This is a genomic window from Eggerthella hominis (assembly GCF_014287365.1).
Lineage (GTDB): Bacteria > Actinomycetota > Coriobacteriia > Coriobacteriales > Eggerthellaceae > Eggerthella > Eggerthella guodeyinii.
Genome location: NZ_JACOOA010000005.1, coordinates 205,663 through 222,174 on the forward strand (window position 1 = coordinate 205,663; position 16,512 = coordinate 222,174).

Consider the following 16,512-nt stretch of genomic DNA (forward strand, 5'->3'; position numbering starts at 1 on the left):
CGCGCTACGCCTCCGTCTCCTTCGCGGCATTCGCGCCGGCGTTTCGGGCGGCGGTCGTGTAATGGCCGAGCGAGTTGTGCACGCGGCGCCAGCCGAGCGCGTCGCCCAACTCGCCCGCGGCGTACAGATGAGGGATCACCGGCTCGTCGTCGATGGAAGCGGCAGGCTCAAGCGGGTTGTCGATCGCCGCCCAGCCATCGATCACCTGCGACTTCGTGTTCACCCGCACGCCGTTGCGCTGGGTGTGGCGGATGAGGCTCGCCTTCGCGCCATAGAACGGCGGCGTCGCGATCTTGTTCAGGGGGCCGGGCTTGCCGAACGCCGAGTCCTCGCCCGCATCGGCATCGGCGTTGTACTGGTCGACGGTCGCCTTGAGGGCCGCCGCGTCGATGCCCATCTGCTTCGCCAAGTCGTCGATCGTGTCGGCGATGGCCAGGCATGCGGGATCGAACATGCTGCCCGTCTTCGGGTTGGGCTTGCTCATTTCGTCGATCGGCCACTTCAACTCCTCGGCCGTCGTCGAATCCGCCACCATCCACACGTTGCGCGGCTGCTCGAGCGACAAGTACGCCTCCATGAACGGCATCTCGGGATTCTCGGAGAGCGCCCCTCGGCCGGCAGGAATCTCGTCGGCAGCCGACGCCTCGTTGACGAAGCGCTCGCCCTTCCCGTTCACGATGATCGGCTTCTGGTACAGCTCCGGCTTGCGGGAGAGGCCCTTGCCTGCCGCGTAGTTCTCGTTCGTCGTCCAATCGACCGGGTCTTCGCCCCAACCCCAGTAGGAGCGCGCGCCGAAGAACAGGTACAGATACGACACGAACGACATGTCGGCGAACGCGGCGCCGATCTTCGATGCAGCGATATGGCCGTCGCCCGAGCTGTCGACGTACAGCAGGTTCTCGGCAGGCACGCCGCCGTCGCCGTAGGTGTCGGGCCCGACGATGCGCGGATCCCATCCGGCTGCCATATGGGCGTTGTCGGTCCACGTGCCCGTGCAGAGGATCACGCCCTTGGTCGCCTTGAAGTTCTTGGTCCCCTCGGGAGTTTCGACCTCCACGCCCACGACGGGGCCGTCGGCTTCGCGGTACACGCGCGTCATGCGATGCTCGAGCTTGATGGGCACTTCGAGCTCGCCCAGCTTCTTCTCCCACACCTGCGTCCAGCAGATGCCGCTGTTCGGCGTGCCCTTTCCGCCCTCGTACACGCCGGGGTTGACATCCGGAGCCAGACCGCGCTTGACATCGCCGCCCAGCACGCCTGCGGATATAGGCGCCCACACGATGCCGAGATCCTCCATCCACTTCACCGTATCGGCGCCCTTCTCGACGAGCATGCGCATGATCTCGGCGTTGCCGCGGTACTCGCAGCTGTACATCTCCGCTTCGAACCACGCCTCGTCGTCGTCCTTGACGCCGTCGCGCTGCTGCACGACGTTGTTGCCGCCCATCGTGCAGCTGCCGCCGGCGGTCATCCACAAGCCTCCCGCATGGTCGCCTTTTTCCAGGAGGACGACGCTCGCGCCCGCGTCGGCCGCCTCGATAGCGGCCGCCAGCCCTACGCCGCCGCCGACGACGATGACCTCGGCTTCCTCGTCCCATGCGCTGGGAATAGCGGACGACGTCGGGGCGGATGCGCCGCCCGCGGCCGACGCACCGTCCGAACAGCCGACAAGGCCCGCACCCGCAACTCCCGCAGCAGCAAGTGCCGCGCCCGCCAGAAACCCTCTCCTCGATACCGCATGTTCCATGACGCTCCCCTTTCCTTATGCAACAAGCAGGCCCTCTACCTGCCTATTGTTCCTCGTGACAGGTTCCGCACTCGAATACGTCCTCGTGATGGCATGCGATGCAGGTTTTCTTGGCAAGCTCGCCCGAAGCGCCGGCGACATGCATCTGGTGGCAATCGGAACAAGCGATGCCGTCGTGGTCCGGCGACGAAGGAAGCTCGTGCGGATTCGCCGTCGTGCCTTGCGAATCCACGAGCGCAGCGCTCTCTGCCGTTTCGACGGCAAGCGCCGCACGGTCCCCATGGCAGCTCGTGCACGTCGACTCGTCGATCGAAGTCGACTTCAGGCGCGCAGGGGCGGAAGATGCGGTCGTGGCCCCTTCGTGAGCGGTTGCCAGCCCCGCTTCGTCCGCATGGCATCCCGAGCACGGCACGCCTTGCTGTTCGTGCATCGCAGCCTGGCAGGATGCATCCTCCATGGACGCCGATTCCGCCGCATGGCACATCGCGCAATCCGCTTCTTGCGACCAGGAGAAATCGACGGCAGCGGGTTCGTCCTGACCGGTGCTGCCGCTTCCCGCCACGTCATTCGCTTGCGGCGCGCAACCGACGAGCACCGTAGCCGCCGCAACCGCCAAACCCAATACAAGGTGTCGCAAACGCGCATTCGTCTTCCCCATGAACCGCCCCTTTCGATTCCGCCCCTTGTTTCGCGCCTCTTTTTCGGACCCCTGCGGCAAGCTCGGAAGGGAGGGATGGGCTTGCCGCAGGGTCGCTGCAACGTCGGCGGTTCAAGTGCGAGATCGTCCGCGCTCCCTCGGCAACGGCAAACCCGCCAAATCGTCGATGCCGCACCCGAGGGTCAATGCGAGCGTATAGGCCGTCTCCAGATCCGGCGTGGCCTGTCCCGCCTCGTAGCGAGCGATCAAACCGGATGCAATGCCCGATTCGATGGCGAGGCCCTCAAGCGACAGCTTCGCCTCGACGCGTCTCGCCTCCAGGCGCTGTGAGAACGCCTTGTTGCTGTAGCCTGCCACCTCGTCCCTTTCCATCCGAACGTCTTGTTGCCAGGCAAACGACGAGGCCCGACGACAAGCGGATGTCCATACGCTCTCGGTAGGTGTAACGGATAGGTTACATACCTATTGTCGAGCATAATAGATAGCATATGTATCTATGTCAAGCGAAAACATCCAAGTAAATTGAACATTCGACACGTTCCTTGTATGATTTGCTCATTCGCCGATCGAAGGAAAGACATCATGGATCTCCAATTGATGCGGTTGAGGAAACTCGCCGGATACAAGAGCAGGGACGTTTTCGCAGATAAGATCGGCGTTAACAGGCACACCTACAAATCATGGGAAACCGGCACGACGAAGATGACCCTCGAGCAGGCGTACAACTGCGCGGTCGCGCTCAACTGCACCATCGACGAGATCGCGGGGCTCGTGCACGCGCCGGCGTCGGAGGACCCCCACCGTGCCGCTCTTGAGAGGTATTACGACGCGATGGACGACGAAGGGCATGCCGTTTTGGCGGAATCGGCGCGGCTCATGAGCAGGAATCGAGACGCCCGCCCCTGACCCCCTCCCCCCAGAAAAAAAGAAGGGCCCCGAGCGGACGATGGGAAATCGTACCCTCGGGGCCCTTTGCAACGCCTGTGCAGGCGCGCGATCCGCGCAGTTACAGCATTTCGGCGCGCAGGTCCTCGTCGCTCTTCGCGGAGAGGTAGGCCGGCGCGATGTCGAACAGCGTCTTGCAGCCCACGGCGCCCTCGCGGCTCAGACGATGCGCAGCGCGGGCGCAGGCCGCGAGCACGCTGCCGGTGAACTCGGGGTTCGAGTCCAGCTTGAGCGAGTACTCCACCACGTGGGTGTGCTCACCCTTCTCGCCGGTCGCGCCCGAGCGGATCACCGAACCGCCGTGCGGGATGCCGGCATGATCGCGGTCGAGCTCTTCCTGCGAGATGAACGTCACCGTGGTGTCGTAGTCGGCGAAGTAGTTCGGCATCTCGACGATGGCCTGCTCGATGGCGGCCAGATCGGCACCCTCCTCGGCCACGACGAAGCACTCGCGCGTGTGCTTCTGACGCGTGGTCAGCTGCGGGTTCTCGCCGTTGCGCACGGCCTCGAGCGCCGCCGGGACGGGCACCGTGTACTGGCGCGCGTCGGCCACGCCGTCGATGCGGCGGATGGCGTCGCTGTGGCCCTGCGAGACGCCGCGGCCCCAGAACGTGTAGTCGCGCCCGTCGGGCAGCACGCTGGAGGCGTACAGGCGCGCGATGGAGAACATGCCCGGATCCCAGCCGGCCGAGATGATGGCCACCTTGCCGCCCGCCTGCGCGGCGGCGTCCACCTGTGCGAAGTGGGCTGGGATGTTCGCATGCGTGTCGAACGAGTCCACGACGTTGAACAGGCTCGCGCACGCCGGCGTCTGCTCGGGCAGGTCGTTCGCGCTGCCGCCGCACAGGACGAGCACGTCGATGTCGTCTGCATGCGCCGCCAGGTCGTCGGCGGCGTACACCGCCACGTCCGCGGTGGCCGGCACCACCTTCGCCGGGTCGCGGCGCGTGAACAGCGCCACAAGCTCCAAGTCGTCGTTCTGCCTGCAGGCCAGCTCCACGCCGCGCCCGAGGTTGCCGTATCCGAATATGCCGACGCGCGTTTTCGTCATGTGCCGCTCCTCACCGTGATGTTCCGAAAAAGTATGGGTCAATGATGCACGGACACCGCCCGCATCGTCAACGCGCGCAGGTCAACTTCAACAAAGCCCCACGCCCTTGAAATCTTTTGGAAACGTGGCGGAAGGAACGCGTCGGGATGTCCCGAACCCGGATACTCATCGAAGTCCAGCTCGAGTATACTGAAACGGTAGTGTCCCCGACGAAAGAAGCTAGCATTGGCCGATCCTCGTGATTATGCGATCGTCAGTTTCGAGCAGTGTCTCCACGCGAGCTACATCGACTCGGGAAAAGAAACCGAACGATCGGACAGCCCTCTCAACCCACGCATCATAGCGAACGATCAAAGATCCGCCACCAACCTGCTTTCGGTCATCAAAACCCAGCTCAAATCGTGCGCAAGCTTCGACTTCTCCGTCGCCTTCATCTCGGATGGCGGTTTGCAAGCGCTCATCGAAGTGCTCAACGAGCTGCGTGACAATGGTATTCCCGGGCGCTTTCTCACCTCCACGTACCTGAATTTCAACAGTCCGGCAGCGCTGAGAAAACTCCTCGAGTTTCCGAATATCGAAACGCGCGTCTACCAGGGCAATATGCATGCAAAAGGCTACTTCTTCAACAAGGGGGAGCTGAGCACCGTCATCATCGGCAGCTCTAACTGCACGCAAACCGCCCTCACCTGCAATAAGGAATGGAACGTGCTCTTCCATTCGTACGCCAACGGAGAAATGCTCAAATCCGCGTGCAAAGAGTTCGAGAATCTCTGGAGCGATGCCGTCACGACGAACCTCACCGAAGCATGGATCGGCGAATACGAACGATACAACGCAAAGGAAGACGCTCCTAAGAGCACTCGCAGGAGCACGTTCAAAGCTGGACAAACGGTTCTTAGTGCCGACGGCGAATCGACCGTCGTTCCGAACAGCATGCAGCAGCATGCGCTCGAAGCGCTTGACGAGCTGCATGACCGCGAAGAACCGCGAGCGTTGTTGATATCCGCGACAGGGACCGGCAAGACCTACCTCTCAGCATTCGACGTTCTCGCAACCAAACCTCAACGCGTGTTGTTCGTCGCTCACCGAATGCGTATTCTCGATGCATCGAAAAAGAGCTTCGAAACGGTCCTCGGCGATCGCTACACCTATGAGACATACGGATCCGGCTCGGCCAAGCCAACCGCGCAATGCACATTCGCCATGGTTGAAACGCTTAAGAGGCACCTTGTCGAATTCGATCCTACCGAATTCGACTACATCATCATCGACGAGGCGCATCGCAGCGGTGCGGATGGCTACCGAGCCATCATGGATCACTTTACGCCTGCCTTTTTCCTCGGTATGACCGCAACTCCCGACAGAACCGATGGCTACGACGTGTACAGCCTGTTCAATCACGTTATAGCATATCGCATCACGCTGCAGGACGCACTTGAAAACGACATGCTGGCACCTTTCCATTACTTCGGGATCGCCGACTTGCTCATCGATGACGAAGTCGTCGATGATCCGCGGCTCTTCGCTATGCTCTGCTCCCAGGAGCGCGCGCGTCACATTGCCGAGAAAATCGAAGCATACTCCGTGGACAAGAAGAACCGAAGGGGGCTCATCTTCTGCAATAAGAACGAAGAGGCGGCTGCCCTGTCGAAAGAGCTCAATGCTTTGGGATACCGAACGATGGCGCTGAGCGGAAACGACTCGGACAAGGTTCGCGACGACGCCATCCTCCGGCTCGAGAACGGAGAAATCGAATACATATTCTCCGTGAACATTTTTAATGAGGGGATCGACATACCCTCCGTCAACCAGATCATCATGCTTCGCCGAACGGAATCGGCAATCGTGTTCATCCAACAACTCGGCCGCGGATTGAGAAAGGCCGAAGAAAAAGAGTACACGCTCGTCCTCGACTTCATCGGCAATTACCAGAAGAACTATTTCATCCCCATCGCATTATCGGGAGATCGCACGTACAACAAAGACAGTTTGCGAGCATTCGTAAAAGAGGGTTCGACCATCATACCCGGCTGTTCAACCATCAATTTCGATCGCGTATCCGAAACGCGCATTTTCCGCTCCATCGACGACGGCAGCTTCAACGGGGTCAAACTCATTCGCGAGGAATACGAGCATCTGAAACAAATGCTCGGTCGCATTCCCACCTTGTTCGATTTCGACGAGAACGAGTCGATCGACCCTCAACGCATATTCGCGAAGTTCGGCTCATACCATGCTTTTCTCGAGCGCTACGAGCCTCGATACGCTACCGTTTTCGATGACGCACAATGCATCGCGTTGAAATTCATTTCTCAGAAACTAGCGAATGGAAAGCGCATCGAAGAGCTTCTGCTCATGAAAGAGCTCATGAGCAATTCGGAGCTACCCACCAAACGCTTTTTCGAGGCCATCTTCGAGGCAACGGGGCGATCGACGAATCAACGAACCGTCGAATCCGCCTGCCGGGTGCTCTCCGGAAGCTTTTCGTCGTCCGGACAACCTCTTATTGCGTTCGACGGAGAACGATACCTGCTGAATGCGAAATTCGCCGCTTCGCTCAACCAGGAGGAGTTCAAGCGCCAGGTTCTCGAGGCAATCGATTTTGGCATCTCCAGAAACGCATCGCTATACGGCGAGCCGTATCGCGACACGAGCTTCGTTCTTAACGCCAAGTACACGTACGAAGACGTCTGCAGGCTGCTCAATTGGGAAAAGGATGTAAACGGCCAGATCATCAGCGGATATAAGTACGACGAAGGCACGAACACCTTTCCCGTTTTCATCAATTACGACAAAGACCCGAGCATTAGCGACACCATCCGATACGAAGACCGGTTCGTATCGGACCGCGAGCTCATAGCCATCTCGAAAGCACCGAGAACGCTTCAATCCCCCGAAATCAAACGCCTGCAAGCGTGGCCCGGAAACGGCATGCGCTCGTACCTGTTCGTTCGCAAGAACAAGGACGACAAAGACGGAGGCAAGGAGTTTTACTTCCTTGGGGAGATCGCCCCAAGTGGAACGTACCGCCTCTTCACTATGCCCAACACCACTAATTCGGCCGTCGAGATCACCTACCACCTCGACCAGCCGGTGCGAGCAGACCTATACGACTACCTCACAAGCGATTTGGACCAATAGCCCACTCGAAAGCGGCGAGCCACGTCTTATACGAGGTTCGCCGCTTTGATCGCTTCGACCACCTGGATGTCGGCCGGAAGCCATGCTACGGAATCGATGGTCTCGCCATCGAGCCAGCGCGCCGCATGATGTTCGGTGAGGACCATATGGTCCTCGACAAGCGAGCAGACGTAGCATCGCATGCTCAAGTGAAACTTCTCGTAATCATGTTCGGCGGTCGTAAGATACGATTCAACCTCGATGCGCGTTCGCAATTCCTCTTCAATCTCGCGAACGAGAGCCTCCTCAGGCGTTTCGTTCGGTTCGACTTTTCCGCCAGGAAACTCCCAACCTCCTTCAAGGTCGCCGTAACCACGCTGCGTAGCCAGAATCTTGCCATCTTTCTTGATGATGGCTGCAACAACCTGAATCGTTTTCACGATCGCACTCGCTTTCTCTTACGCCTTCTCCACCTTCACGGCGCACACCTTGTACTCGGGGGCTTTGGACACGCGGTCCAGCGCGGCTATGGTGAGCCAGTTGCTGTTGCCGTCTTGGAAGTGGAAGGGCATCCAGGTATGGCCGGGGTTCGTCTTCTCGGACACGTGCGCGGTGGACGCGATGGTACCGCGGCGCGACGAGACGCGCACGGGGTCGCCGTCGGCGATGCCGAGCGCTTCGGCGTCGCGCGTGTTGAGCTCGATGAACGAATGGTCAGCGATCTCGTTCACGCCGTCGGTCCGCGCGGTCATGGCGCAGGCGTTGTACTGGTACAGGATACGTCCCGTCATCATGACCAGCGGGTACTCCGCATCCGGCAGCTCGGCCGAGGGCTGGTAGTCGGGCGTGGAGAACGCGCCGAGGCCCTGGGCGAACTCGCCCATGTGCAGGATGGGCGTGCCGGGATGCTCCGCGTTCGGACAGGGCCATTGCAGGCCGCGCCCGCCCACCGCATCGCCGTCGAGGCGCGCGTGGCTCATGCCGCCGTACGTGGGCGTGACGGCCGCTATCTCGTCCATGACCTCGGCCGCCGTCAGGTGCGGCTGCGAATAGCCCATACGGTTCATGACCTCGATGAAGATGTCGGTGTCGAGGCGCGTATCGCCCGCAATGTCCACGGCCTTGCGCACGCGCTGCACGCGCCGCTCGGTGTTCGTGAACGTGCCCTCCTTCTCGGCGTAGCTGCGGCCGGGCAGGATGACGTCGGCGTACTTCGCCGTCTCGGTCATGAACAGGTCGTCCACCACGAAGAACTCGAGCGCCTCGAGCGCGCGGATCACATGGTGCGTGTCGGGATCGGTGCGCACGGGATCCTCGCCGAACAGGAACAGCCCCTTGACGCCGCCCTCCACCATGGCCGGGAAGCACTCGGTGGCCTTGAGGCCGCGCGCGCGGGGCAGCGTCGCGCCCCACGCCCTCTCGAAGCGACGCACCGCCTCGGGGTCGGCCACCTTCTGGTAGCCGGGCAGATCGTCGGGGCCGGCGCCCATGTCGCAGGCGCCCTGCACGTTGTTCTGTCCGCGCAGCGGGTTCACGCCGCCGCCGGGTTTCCCCAGGTTGCCGGCGATCATCGCGATGTTGGACAGCGCCATGACGCCGTCGGTGCCCGTCGAGTGCTCCGTCACGCCGAGGCAGTACACGATGGCGGCGGCGTTGGCCGTCGCGTACATCTTGGCCGCGGCCACGAGGTCGCGCCGGTCGATGCCGCAGATGTCCTCCACCCGCTCAGGGGTGTAGTCGCGCACGGTGGCCGCGAGGATCTCGAAGCCCTCGGTGCGCTCGTGCACGAACTCCTCGTCGTACAGGTCGTTCTGGATCAGGTAGTTCACGATGCCGTTCGCGAACGCGACGTTCGTTCCCGGCCGCAGCTTCAGATGGATGTCGGCATGCGCCGCCAGGCCGATGTCGCGCGGATCGACCACGATGAGGCGGCAGCCGCGCTCGACCGCCGCGCGGATCTGCATGCCGATGACGGGGTGCGCCTCCTCGGGGTTCGACCCCACGAGCATGATGACCTCCGCCTCGCGCGTGACGTCCTGGATGGAGTTCGTCATCGCGCCGGAACCGAGCATGGTCGCCAGACCGGCGACCGTGGGGGCGTGTCAAACACGCGCGCAACAGTCCACGTTGTTCGTTTGGAGGGCGGTGCGCGCCATCTTCTGGAACAGGTAGATGTCCTCGTTCGTCGAGCGCGAGCAGGCGAACGCCGCCAGCGACTCGCCGCCGTGGGCGTCGCGCAGCTCCGTGAAGCGCCGGGCCACGAGATCGAGCGCCTCGTCCCAGGTGGCGGGCTCGAACTCGCCCGTCTCGCGGTTCTTGACGAGCGGCGTGCGGATGCGGTCGGGCGCGTCGACGAAGTCGAAGCTGGCGGAGCGGCCCTTCACGCACAAGAGCCCCCGGTTCGAGGGTCCCGGCGCAGCCTCGGCGTCAACGATGGCGCCGCCCTTCACCACGAGGTCGAGCTGGCAGCCCACGCCGCAGTGCGGGCACGTGGTGCGCACGCGCTCGGTCTCCCACGAACGGTAGGCCGCGCGGCGCTTCTCGGTGAGCGCGCCCGTCGGGCACGCCTGCGCGCAGTTGCCGCACGATTCGCAGTCGGTGGCGCGCCAGCCCTCCCCGAACGGGGCCTCGATGAGCGTGCGCGTCCCGCGCTTGCCCGTGCGCAGCGTGTGGTTGCGCGCGGCGTCGTTGCACGCGCCCACGCAGCGCTGGCAGCGGATGCACAGGTTGGGGTCGTAGGAAAGGAAGGGGTTGTCGTCGAGCACCGGCTCGCGCTTCTGCGCCGTCTCGTAGGGCGACTCGAGCACCCCGTACTCGCGGCAGAGGGCCTGCAGCTCGCAGGCGCCGTTCTTGTCGCACGAGAAGCAGTAGTTCGTGGAATCGAGCCCGTGATCGGCGATGATGAGGTCGAGCGCGATGCGGCGGTACGCTTCGATGCGCGGCGAGCTCGTGTGCACCGCCATGCCGTCGCGCACGGGCGTGGCGCACGAGGGCACCGGCTGGTCGAGCCCCTCCACGTCCACGACGCACACGCGGCACGACGCGACGGCGCTGCGCTCGCGCAGGAAGCACAGCGTGGGGATGCGGATGCCGGCTTGCCGCGCGGCATCGAGGATGGTTGCGCCCTCGGCAACGTCGAGGGTGGTTCCGTCTATCGTGATGCTAGGCATACTGGTGCCTACCTCCTTCCAACACGCCGCACCCGAAGTGGTCGCAGCGCAGACAGCGTCCGCATTCCTGCACGACTTCCTCGCGGCTCATACCCGTCTCCACGCCTTCGAAATCGTGCTTGCGCTCGCGCGCGGGTCGCTCGGTGATTTCCACGCGCCCCTTGGGCGTGCGGTCGTTCGGGCTGGCCGGCGGCGCTTCGACGTCGCACGGCAGCGTGTGGTGGTAGCCCAGGAACTCGTCGATGTTGCGCGCGGCCACCTTCCCCGCCCCGATGGCGCGGATCACCGTCGAGGGACCGGTTTGGCAATCGCCGCCCACGAACACGTTGTCGTAGCCCTCGGCCGCGAGGCGCTCGTCGGCGTTGAAGCATCCCCAGGTGGTCTGCATGCCGAACTCCTCGAACGGGGCCGACACCACGTTCTGGCCCACGGCGATGAGGATGACGTCGGCCTCGATGCGGCGCGCCGGCTTGTCGGCCGCCACCGGCGCCGGTCGGCCGCCGCGCACCGGGCCGATCATCTGGGGCTGCGTGATGAGCGCCGTGCAGCGCCCCCGCTCGTCCGTCTCGATGGACGCCGGCGCTTCGAGCACGATCATCTCCACGCCTTCGGCGATGGCGCTTTCCACCTCGGCCGGAAGCGCCGTCATGTCGTCCTGGCGCCGGCGGTACACCACCGACACCTCGGACGCGCCCGCGCGTACCGACGTGCGCGCGCAGTCCATGGCCACGTTGCCGCCGCCCACCACGACCACGCGCTTGCCCGTGAAGTCGGGGTAGACGCCGTCGCCGATAGCGCCGAGCAGGTCGACGGCCGACATGACGCCTTCGGCATCCACGCCGTCGAGCGAGAGCGTCTTGCCCGTCTGGGCGCCGACGGCCACGTACACGGCATGGTAGGTGTCGGCGATCTCGGCCATCTCGTGCGCGCCGACGCCCTCGCCGCAGCGCGCCGTGATGGTGCCGGCGTTCAGGATGCCGCGGATGTCCTCGTCGAGGCGCTCGCGCGGGAAGCGGTAGGCGGGGATGCCGTAGCGCAGCATGCCGCCCAGCTGGGAGCGCTCCTCGAACACCGTCACGCGGTGCCCCATGAGCGCGAGGAAGTACGCGCAGGTGAGCCCGCTCGGGCCGCCGCCGATGACGGCCACGGTGCGCGCGGTGTCCACGCCGCGCTGCGGCGGCGCCACCTGGTCGGCCGGCATCTGGTCGACGGCGAACTTCTTGATGCCGCGGATGTTGAGCGGCGCGTCGATGAGCGTGCGGCGACACCGCGTTTCGCAGGGGTGCTCGCACACGAACGCGCACGCCGTGGGGAACGGGTTGTCCTTGCGCACCATGTTCACCGCGCCGGCGTAGTCGCCCGCCGCCGTGAGCGCGATGTAGCCGGGCACGTCCACGTGCGCCGGGCACATCGTCTCGCACGGCACCGTCTGGCCGACGCCCGCCTGGCAGGAACGCGCGTGCAGGTGGCTGGCGTACTCGTCGGCGAACGTCTCGAGGCCCTCGAGCACGAGGCGCGCGGCCTCGTAGCCGATGGCGCAATCGGACGTGTCGCGGATCATCTCGGCGAGCGCGCGCAGGTTCTCCAGCACGCCCTCGTCCGCGTCGCAGTCCACCACGCGCTGCAGCATCGTCGCAAGCTGCGGGATGCCGTCGCGGCACGGAACGCACTTGCCGCACGTCTGCGCGCCGCTCGCCTGCAGCATCGTCAGCTGCACGGCCAGCGGGCACATGCCCGGCGGGGTGGCCTCCACGCGCCGCCCGTATGCGCCCAGCTGCGCGGCGATGCGCGCGTCGTCGCGCGACCGGGGCGCTATCGATAGCTTGCTCAACGGTTCTCCGTCCACTCTATCCCGTAATCGAGGCCGCGCGCCCTGCGCGCCCCGTAGTCTCCGTGCGTCATTCTAACGCAACGAGGCGGCTCGCAACCCCCTGCCAACCAACCGGCGAAGAAGGCACACGGGATGGACGGACGCGCCGGCGTCCTCCGCGTGCGCGCTTCGCCTCGAGGACGAGGACCCGAATGCACGAATCGGGACGCGACCTTCGGACGCACGGTGGATGGAACCCGGATGCACGGTGGGGCTGGGCTATGTGCGGAAAAATCGGGTTTTTGGCAATCTTGGCGTTCTTCTCGGGGATTTCCATGCGCGAAACCCCAGGTCGCCGGTTTCCGTGGTGGCAAAACAGCAGGTTCGGATGGGCGCGGATTGCCAAAAACCCGATTTTTCATCACAAAGAGCCGCATGTGCACGCCATTTGCACGCATCAGCGACCGTGATCGCGAAAAACCGTGCGCATGTCCCACGCATGGGACACGTGGCGCCCACGCACACGATTAGGATAGGCGACATCGAAGCGAAAGAGGAGGAAGCATCATGCACGAACCGTCGCGCCATAGGGCGACCTATTGCATCGCAGGATTCCAGCACGGGGACGGCGCGCTCGTCCTCGGCGAGCCCAAGCCGGGAACGGAGCTGCGCGCGTTGCAGGTCGACGCGGAAGCCGACCCGTGGCGCCAGGGGCGCGCGGTACCGTACGCGGGGGACGCGCGATGAGCGCATCCGCCCCCGTCGACGCCGCAGCGGCGTTCGCCAGCCTGTACCAGCGATGGTTCGACGACGCGCGCGGCCTGGCCGCCGCCACCAGACGGCAGGCGTGCGGGGCGATCGGAGCGTACGTGGCCGACGTGCTCACCCTCTGGGACGAGCGCGCCCGCGCCTACCTGCCCGGCGCGCCCACCGTCCTCAGGCTGGAGACGTGCGACCTCGCCGCGTTCGTGATGCGGGAGCCGCACATCGCGCTGCATGTCGGCAGCGTGGAAACCGACGCGCCCGTGGCGGGGCTGCGCTGGAAGAGCCTGCGCCCCTGCTCGTACGCCATCGGGCGGCGGGTGAGCGACCTCGTGATGAGCACGGACGAGCACGGGCTGCTCGTGGAGCTCGAGGTCGTTCTCGACGACGGCGGACGGCTCGTCATCGGCGACGGCCGGCCTGCCTGCAAGCACGGCGCGGCCGCGATGCCGCGAGCGGTGTGAGGCGCGCGGGCAGCCGGGGCGCTGGCGCGGCGGCGCCTACTCGTACGCGGCGACGATGTCGGCGAGGTAGGCGCGGTACTCCTGCGCGAGCGATGCCGGCTTCTCGATGCGGATGCGCCCGCCGAACTGGGCCAGCCAGCCGAACAGCACGGGGCTCTTCATCACCGTCGCGTACACGCGCGCCCGGCCCTCCCCCGTCGGCATCGACTCCACGTCCTTGCCGAACCGGTCGATGACCGCGCCCATGACCTCCTCGTCCACCAGCAGCGTGGCCGCCACCGGCTCACCGCTGTACATGCCGAACGCCCGGCTTTCCAGCTCGCGCGCGTCGAACGTGGCGATGCGCTCGTTCTTGAGCGCCGGCTCGTCGAGCACCTCGATGCGGTCCATGCGGTCGACGCGGTAGTTCGCGAAGCCGTCGTGCTTCTCGTTGAACACCACCAGGTAGTAGTACCCCTCGGCGTACACGAGCTGCACGGGCGTCTCGACGTAGCGCTCGCCGCCCCGCTGCGGCGCCTTGCGCTTCGCCGCGTCGTACTTGAAGTAGGTGAACGATATCTTGCGTTTGCGCGCGATGGCCTCCTGGATGCGGTCGACGCTGCCGAACACCGACTCGTTCTGCATCTTGATGCGGCCCTCCACGTGCACGCGCTTGTCGAGCAGCGCCCGCTGCCGCCGCGAGGCCAGCTGCTTCACGCCTTCCACGAGCGCGTCGCTTTTGCGCTGCGTGAGGAAGCGCGAACTCTGGACCGCGTCCACCAGCAGCTGCAGCTCGGCGAACGCGAACGCGCGGTGCTCCACGGCGTATTCCACCGGCGCGCGCTGATAGGTGCGCACGTCCACGCCGAACTCGCGCAGCGCCTCGATGTCGCGGTAGATGGACTTGCGCTCCGCCGAGATGCCCAGCTCCTCCAGCTTCTCGAGGACCTGCGTCATCGTGAGGCCGCGCTCGGCGTCGGTCTCCTCCTCGAGCATCTGCATGAGGTACAGCAGCTTGAGCTTCTGACGGTTCGCGGACATGGCTCCTCCTCGCAACGGCCCGGCGCGGCGCATCTCGCGCGCATGCGATCAGTATAGGGCCCCTATCCCTCTTTCGGTACAGACAATCGATGAACGTCCTTGACGAGGCGGGCCGCGATCTCAAACACGCCGAGAGCGACGCCTCACCGCAGGCGACGGCCATCTCGATGCCGCCCAACTGCCGCACGGAACTTGCGTCCTCCACCGCCTGTTGAACCGTGGTCGAAAGCGTATCGGCAAACATTCCCGAAGATATAATCGTAGAAGTCTTTGGACATACCTAAGCCATGCGGTGCGTGAGCGCACCCTGCTGAAAAGGAGATTCGCGATGAGGGGAAGAGGATGGAAAGCGGCAACGCTGATAGCGGCGGCGGTGCTTGCGGGAACACTCGCAGGATGCAGCAGCCCTGATCAGAAGGAGGCCGACCCGCAGCCGCAACAACAGGCAGCGGAGAAGCAGGAAGCCTCGATCGAAGGCACGCTCGTGAGCTTCTCGGGCAAGGATCTGGTGATGGAGAGCAACGCGCAATCCTACACGTTCGACGTGTCGGAAGCCACCGTATCGGCCGCCAACATGGTTGCCGGCGACGAGATCGTGGTGCATTACGAAGGCGATCTGGGCGCCGACGGCACAAAGGGAGTCAACGTGACGCTGGTCGAGGACAAGGGAGCGGCGCCCACGCAGCAGCAGGAGCAGCAGGTGGTCGGCTCGCTGGTCGACATGAGCATGAACACCATCACCGTCAAGCAGAACGACGGAACCGAGATCACGTTCAACTCCAGCAACTGCGAACACGACTTCGTGAACGGCATGCGCGAAGGCAACTGGGTGGTAGTGACCTATCTCGGCACGATCGACGGTACCGACAGCTCCAGCGTCAAGGTGGTCAAGATAACCGACAACGACCCCAACACCGTCGAGCAGGCCAAGCAGCAGATGAACATCAAGGCCGTGGACGAAACGACGTACGCCACGGCAGGCGTGCATATACGCGCTTCGTATTCCACGGATTCCGAGGTTCTGGGGAACCTTGCCCAAGGCCAATCCATCCAGCGCACCGGCGTGTGCGACAACGGCTGGTCGCGCGTCAACTACAACGGCACCGATGCCTACATCTACGGCGATTACCTGACCACGCAGGCCCCGACCGCGAGCGCAGCGCCCGCCAAGACGAGCGGCGAACCGGCGGCCACGCCCCAAACGGAAGGCGGCGAGCCGGCCCCGGTAGTCACCCCCGTCCCCGCGCCTGAACCGGATCCGACGCCCGCACCCGAGCCCACCCAACAAACTGCAACGGGCACGGTCAAGGACGCATCCATGAACACGCTGACCGTGGAGATAGACGGCGTCGAGATCACGCTGAACGTGACGGATGCCCAGCACCATTACAAGAACGGCATCCAGACGGGGAACTCGGTCAGCATCACGTACACCGGCGAGCTCACGAGCGACCCCAGCACGGCAACGGTCGTCAGCGTGGAGGACGACGACGCGAACGCGGCGACGAACGCGGTGTACACAGGGGCGGTGACGGACGGCACCATGAACACCGTCACCATCGTCACCGATGACGGAGCAACGATGACGTTCGCGAAAGACAAGGCCACCGACACCACGGGAGGCCTGATCACGGGCACGCGCGTCGATATCACCGTCGACAGCGCCACCGCGAGCGACGATTCCACCGTCATCCCCGCGATCTCCATCGACCTCGCAGCCGCCTAGGGGCCCGTATCTTCGACCTACCCCACACGCAGGGGCGGC

Annotated in this window: 12 protein-coding genes; 4 read left to right on the forward strand and 8 right to left on the reverse strand. The window is 64.3% G+C overall.

The window, feature by feature from the left end; translation table 11 throughout:
• Window positions 1-4: 4 nt before the first annotated feature.
• From H8S61_RS12125 to H8S61_RS12135, 3 genes are all read right to left on the reverse strand, one after another.
• Window positions 5-1,747: an FAD-dependent oxidoreductase gene (locus H8S61_RS12125; RefSeq protein WP_186939156.1), complete on the reverse strand. Its 1,743-nt coding sequence runs from the start codon at window positions 1,745-1,747 to the stop codon at window positions 5-7.
• Window positions 1,748-1,790: 43 nt separating this feature from the next.
• Complete coding sequence (locus H8S61_RS12130) at window positions 1,791-2,309, reverse strand: cytochrome c3 family protein (protein WP_186939157.1); 519 nt, start codon at window positions 2,307-2,309, stop codon at window positions 1,791-1,793.
• A 207-nt stretch (window positions 2,310-2,516) separates the two neighbouring features.
• Window positions 2,517-2,777, reverse strand: coding sequence for a helix-turn-helix transcriptional regulator (locus tag H8S61_RS12135; protein WP_186939158.1), 261 nt, complete (start codon window positions 2,775-2,777; stop codon window positions 2,517-2,519).
• A 210-nt stretch (window positions 2,778-2,987) separates the two neighbouring features.
• Here H8S61_RS12135 and H8S61_RS12140 point away from each other — a divergent pair, with 210 nt between their 5' ends.
• Window positions 2,988-3,311 carry a helix-turn-helix transcriptional regulator gene (locus H8S61_RS12140; protein WP_160942691.1) on the forward strand — a complete coding sequence of 108 codons (324 nt, stop codon included), beginning with the start codon at window positions 2,988-2,990 and terminating at the stop codon, window positions 3,309-3,311.
• Between the two features lie 100 nt (window positions 3,312-3,411).
• Here the strand turns inward: H8S61_RS12140 and H8S61_RS12145 are convergent, their stop codons facing one another.
• Window positions 3,412-4,401, reverse strand: a complete 990-nt coding sequence (locus H8S61_RS12145; protein WP_186939159.1) for a diaminopimelate dehydrogenase — start codon at window positions 4,399-4,401, stop codon at window positions 3,412-3,414.
• Window positions 4,402-4,626: 225 nt separating this feature from the next.
• On the opposite strand from H8S61_RS12145, the gene H8S61_RS12150 reads away from it, so the two are divergent.
• The gene (locus H8S61_RS12150; protein ID WP_186939160.1) at window positions 4,627-7,542 is read left to right on the forward strand and encodes a DEAD/DEAH box helicase; all 2,916 of its coding nucleotides are present in this window, start codon (window positions 4,627-4,629) and stop codon (window positions 7,540-7,542) included.
• A gap of 26 nt (window positions 7,543-7,568) precedes the next feature.
• On the opposite strand, the gene H8S61_RS12155 is transcribed toward H8S61_RS12150, so the two are convergent.
• Genes H8S61_RS12155 through H8S61_RS12165 form a run of 3 tightly spaced genes read right to left on the reverse strand, consistent with a single transcriptional unit; the run spans window position 7,569 to window position 12,522 of the window.
• Window positions 7,569-7,961, reverse strand: a complete 393-nt coding sequence (locus H8S61_RS12155) for a (deoxy)nucleoside triphosphate pyrophosphohydrolase (protein WP_160942688.1) — start codon at window positions 7,959-7,961, stop codon at window positions 7,569-7,571.
• 18 nt (window positions 7,962-7,979) lie between these two features.
• Window positions 7,980-10,691: a formate dehydrogenase subunit alpha gene (gene fdhF, locus H8S61_RS12160; protein WP_186939161.1), complete on the reverse strand. Its 2,712-nt coding sequence runs from the start codon at window positions 10,689-10,691 to the stop codon at window positions 7,980-7,982.
• A complete protein-coding gene (locus H8S61_RS12165) occupies window positions 10,684-12,522 on the reverse strand; it encodes an NAD(P)-binding protein (RefSeq protein WP_186939162.1) in 1,839 nt (612 codons plus the stop codon). Before H8S61_RS12165 ends, fdhF begins: the two co-directional genes overlap by 8 nt.
• Window positions 12,523-13,244: 722 nt before the next feature.
• Between H8S61_RS12165 and H8S61_RS12170 the strand changes: the two genes are divergently transcribed.
• Window positions 13,245-13,727: a hypothetical protein gene (locus H8S61_RS12170; RefSeq protein ID WP_186939163.1), complete on the forward strand. Its 483-nt coding sequence runs from the start codon at window positions 13,245-13,247 to the stop codon at window positions 13,725-13,727.
• Between the two features lie 36 nt (window positions 13,728-13,763).
• Here H8S61_RS12170 and H8S61_RS12175 read toward each other — a convergent pair whose 3' ends face one another.
• Entirely contained in the window at window positions 13,764-14,747 is a 984-nt protein-coding gene (locus H8S61_RS12175) for a helix-turn-helix transcriptional regulator (RefSeq protein ID WP_186939164.1), read from the reverse strand.
• Between the two features lie 328 nt (window positions 14,748-15,075).
• On the opposite strand from H8S61_RS12175, the gene H8S61_RS12180 reads away from it, so the two are divergent.
• On the forward strand, window positions 15,076-16,473 hold the full coding sequence (locus H8S61_RS12180; RefSeq protein ID WP_186939165.1) for an SH3 domain-containing protein: 1,398 nt from the start codon (window positions 15,076-15,078) through the stop codon (window positions 16,471-16,473).
• The last annotated feature ends 39 nt before the right edge of the window (window positions 16,474-16,512 follow it).

Bases quoted from the DNA above. Each gene is read 5' to 3' on its own strand.
- H8S61_RS12125 (WP_186939156.1), bottom strand. From the start codon at position 1,747: ATGGAACATGCGGTATCGAGGAGAGGGTTTCTGGCGGGCGCGGCACTT.
- H8S61_RS12135 (WP_186939158.1), bottom strand. From the start codon at position 2,777: ATGGAAAGGGACGAGGTGGCAGGCTACAGCAACAAGGCGTTCTCACAG.
- H8S61_RS12140 (WP_160942691.1), top strand. From the start codon at position 2,988: ATGGATCTCCAATTGATGCGGTTGAGGAAACTCGCCGGATACAAGAGC.
- H8S61_RS12145 (WP_186939159.1), bottom strand. From the start codon at position 4,401: ATGACGAAAACGCGCGTCGGCATATTCGGATACGGCAACCTCGGGCGC.
- H8S61_RS12170 (WP_186939163.1), top strand. From the start codon at position 13,245: ATGAGCGCATCCGCCCCCGTCGACGCCGCAGCGGCGTTCGCCAGCCTG.
- H8S61_RS12175 (WP_186939164.1), bottom strand. From the start codon at position 14,747: ATGTCCGCGAACCGTCAGAAGCTCAAGCTGCTGTACCTCATGCAGATG.
- H8S61_RS12180 (WP_186939165.1), top strand. From the start codon at position 15,076: ATGAGGGGAAGAGGATGGAAAGCGGCAACGCTGATAGCGGCGGCGGTG.